The organism is Mesorhizobium sp. M1E.F.Ca.ET.041.01.1.1 (assembly GCF_003997355.1).
GTDB lineage: Bacteria > Pseudomonadota > Alphaproteobacteria > Rhizobiales > Rhizobiaceae > Mesorhizobium.
In genome coordinates this window covers 1-3368 of record NZ_RZSL01000619.1, presented here as the reverse complement: position 1 = coordinate 3368, position 3368 = coordinate 1, and the positions used below count along the sequence as shown (strand labels likewise).

At 61.2% G+C, this 3368-nt stretch carries 4 protein-coding genes; 1 reads left to right on the top strand and 3 read right to left on the bottom strand.

Annotated features, from left to right (window positions below):
- Together EOA38_RS40625 and EOA38_RS31395 are read right to left on the bottom strand one after the other, a co-directional pair.
- Positions 1 to 84 (bottom strand): DsbA family protein (locus EOA38_RS40625; protein ID WP_245480961.1); only part of this gene is annotated, 84 nt, incomplete at its 3' end.
- Positions 85 to 119: 35 nt separating this feature from the next.
- Positions 120 to 1940 carry an extracellular solute-binding protein gene (locus EOA38_RS31395; protein WP_127301048.1) on the bottom strand — a complete coding sequence of 607 codons (1821 nt, stop codon included), beginning with the start codon at positions 1938 to 1940 and terminating at the stop codon, positions 120 to 122.
- 287 nt (positions 1941 to 2227) lie between these two features.
- Here EOA38_RS31395 and EOA38_RS31390 point away from each other — a divergent pair, with 287 nt between their 5' ends.
- Positions 2228 to 2857, top strand: a complete 630-nt coding sequence (locus EOA38_RS31390) for an invasion associated locus B family protein (RefSeq protein WP_127301047.1) — start codon at positions 2228 to 2230, stop codon at positions 2855 to 2857.
- Positions 2858 to 2931: 74 nt separating this feature from the next.
- Here EOA38_RS31390 and hspQ read toward each other — a convergent pair whose 3' ends face one another.
- Positions 2932 to 3255: a heat shock protein HspQ gene (hspQ, locus tag EOA38_RS31385; RefSeq protein ID WP_189435041.1), complete on the bottom strand. Its 324-nt coding sequence runs from the start codon at positions 3253 to 3255 to the stop codon at positions 2932 to 2934.
- Between the last annotated feature and the right edge of the window lie 113 nt (positions 3256 to 3368).

The window sequence follows — 3368 nt, the reverse complement described above, 5'->3', positions numbered from 1 at the left end:
GTCCAGCCGTTTCTGGCCGATGAAGCACCACGGGCAGACGACATCGGACACCACGTCGACGGTGATCGAGTTCTCGGCGCTCATGCTCGTCTCCCTGTTTGCGTCGGTTGGGGATTGCGTCAGTTGGGCTTTCGCCACCAGGTCGGCAGCTGATAGCCGAATATGGGAGTCTTTCGCGGATGTTCCAGATAGGTCCAGTAAGCGACCCACTGCTGCGTGTTGTATTGCATGGGAACCATGTAGTTGCCTGAGATCAGCAACCGGTCGAGCACGCGGACCGCGGCGACATAGTCTTCCTTGGTGCGCGCATTCAGCATCGCGTTGATCGCCGCGTCGATGGCGGGATCGGCGACGCCGGCGAGATTGAACGACCCCTCCTGCCTGGCGGCGACCGATCCCCAGCGCCCGACCTGCTCGCTGCCGGGCGACAGCGAATTGTTGAAGCCGCTCGAGCCGACGAGCACCTCGAAGTCGAAACGCTGTTTGCGTGACTGGATCTGGTCGCCGTCGAGGCTGCGAATGGTGACGTCGATGCCGATCTTCTCCAGCGTGCGCTGATAGAGGGCTGCAAGCCGCTCCTCATCCTGCGACGACGTCATGATCTCGAAGCCGAAGGGATTGCCCTGAGGATCGAGCATCCGGCCATCCTCTACGTGATAGCCGGCGCCCTTCAGCATCTCGAAAGCCGCTCGCAGCACCTTGCGATCCTGGCCGGAGCCGTCGGTCACCGGCGGCCGCCAGGTGCCGTCCATGACGTCGGCCGGAACCTGGCCGGGGTAGGGAGCGAGCAACGCCTTCTCCCGGTCGTCGGCAGGATGGCCGAGCGCGGACAGATCGGAGTTCTGCCAGAAGCTCATGGTGCGGTTGAACTTGCCGGCAAACAGGTTCTTGTTCGCCCATTCGAAGTCGTAGAGCATGCCGAGCGCGCGCCGCACGACGGGGTTGGAAAACTTCGGAAGCCGGGTGTTGAAGAGGAAACCCGTCACCACAGGAGGTATGCCGGTGTCGAAATATTCCTGCTTCACGTCACCCTTGCGAAAGGCCGGGAAGTCGACATCACGCTCGCGCTTGACCGGATCGGTCTCGTCGTCGAGAGCGCAGATGCCTTTCTTGAACGCTTCCGTCTTGGCATTGGCGTTGAGGAAATATTCGATCGTGATCTGGTCGAAATTGTCGAAGCCGCGCTTCGACGGGATGTCCTTGCCCCAGTAATTGGGATTGCGCTTGAAGACGATGCGCTGGCCGGGCTGCACCTTGTCCACAGTGTAGGGCCCGCTGCCGATCAGCGGCTTCAGCGTGGTCTTGTCGAAAGTGTCCTTGTCGAAGGCGTGTTTGGGGATGATCGGCGTCAGCGCGACGATCAGCGGAAACTCGCGGTTGGCCTTGTCGTTGAACGTGAACTTGACGCTGTGGTCGCCGGTCTTCTCCAGCTTGGCGATCATGCTCATGCGATCGCTGTAGGGCGGGCGGCCCTTGTCGGTGAAGACATCATAGGTGAACAGCACGTCTTCCGGCGTCACCGGCTGGCCGTCGGACCATTTGGCGTCGGGGTTGAGATGGAACTCGATGCTCTTGCGGTCCGGATCCATATCCACGCTGTCGGCGAGGAGGCCGTACAGGCTGAAAGGCTCGTTGTAGCTGCGCTGCATCAACGGCTCGAAGACGAGGTTGCCGTAGACCGTGTCGATCATACCGCGGGCGGTGGTGCGCAGGCTCTTCAGGATGAAGGGGTTGAGATTGTCGAAGCTGCCGACGACGCAATAGGTGACGCTGCCGCCCTTCGGCGCATCGGGATTGACGTAGTCGAAATGCTGATAGTCCGGCGGCAGCGCCGGTTCGCCCTGCATGGCAATGCCGTGCTTCGGTTCCGACAGGGCCGGAAGGAGCGAGAGGGCCAGAAACGAGGTCGCGGCGATCAGCCGAACGAGAACGCGGTCCATGACCGTCTCCTTGCCGGACAGCTTTGTGATTCGACACGCACCCTAGAGCATTTCGCCCCCCGATTGAATCGGCGCGCGCCATTGGAAACGGGTTCCGCCAGTGCATCGCCAATCGAGGTTCGTCCAGGGAGGAGAAGCCAGGAAGAAATCGCGGAACCCGGGCTGGATTCGGCGCGGCTGGCAGTGTAACACGCGCTCCGAAGTCATGCTGTTGCCTCATTTGGGCAACAGGTAGCGGGACCACACGGCACGAAGAAGCCGTTCCCCCGGGATCATTTGAGAGGAAAGTGCACCATATGACGAGCAATGCGTATCGCCTTTCGGTGCTGGCCGCAGGCGTGGTCGGCGTCCTGGGCGCCGGGCTTTTCACCGCTTCGGCTCAGCAGCAGCCGCAGATTCCGCAGGGTTGGTTCAAGGCCTGCACCAAGCAGGAAGATGTCGACATCTGCAATGTCCAGAACATCGTCACCGCCGGCAATGGCCAGCTCGTCACCGGCATCAGCCTGATCGAGCTCAAGGGCAAGGTGAACCGCAAGGTGTTCCAGGTCACGGTGCCGACCGGGCGCCTAATTCCGCCGGGCATCGGCTTGCAGATCGACGGCGGCAAGGCGCAGAAGCTCGACTATGTCATCTGCTTCCCGGACCGCTGCGTCGCCGAAGTGCCGCTGACCGACCAGCTCGTCGCGTCCTTCAAGAAGGGCCAGGCGATCAGCCTCACCTCGATCAACTTCCAGAACCAGCCGAACCCGATCAAGGTCGCGCTGACCGGCTTCAGCGGCGCCTATGACGGCCCGCCGCTGCAGCAGTCGGACATCGAGGACCGCCAGAAGAAGCTGCAGGACTTCGTCGCCAAGAACAACCAGGACTTCGCCAAGAAGCTCAAGGAAGAGCAGGACAAGGCCAAGACCGCCAACTGATCGCCGGAGCGTTTCTCCAGCATGCAAAAAAGCGGGGCAAACGCCCCGCTTTTTTGTTGCCGCCGATCGAGCTTTCAGTGCTTCGAGTGGCGTTTCGGCTCGTAGCGGCCGTCGGACAGCTTGTCGAACATCTCGCCGATCCGCGGATGCCGGACCGGCTCGCCCGACCGGTCCTCGAGCAGGTTCTGCTCGGACACGTAGGCGATATACTCGGTCTCGGAATTCTCGGCGAGAAGGTGGTAGAAGGGCTGGTCCTTGCGCGGACGCATTTCCGATGGAATGGCATCATACCATTCTTCCGTGTTGGCGAATTGCGGATCGACGTCGAAGATCACGCCACGGAACGGAAACAGCTTGTGGCGAACCACTTGTCCGATCGCGAATTTGGCCGTTTTCATCGCACTCACCACTCCCGAGGCGCCATCAACGGCTTGCGCTTTGGACGCCTAAGGTCTTGAATTTACACGTCACGCAGCCAAAAATCGACCCCGACTTTCGGCTTGGTACCATT

Bases quoted from the DNA above. Each gene is read 5' to 3' on its own strand.
- EOA38_RS31395 (WP_127301048.1), bottom strand. From the start codon at position 1,940: ATGGACCGCGTTCTCGTTCGGCTGATCGCCGCGACCTCGTTTCTGGCC.
- hspQ (WP_189435041.1), bottom strand. From the start codon at position 3,255: ATGAAAACGGCCAAATTCGCGATCGGACAAGTGGTTCGCCACAAGCTG.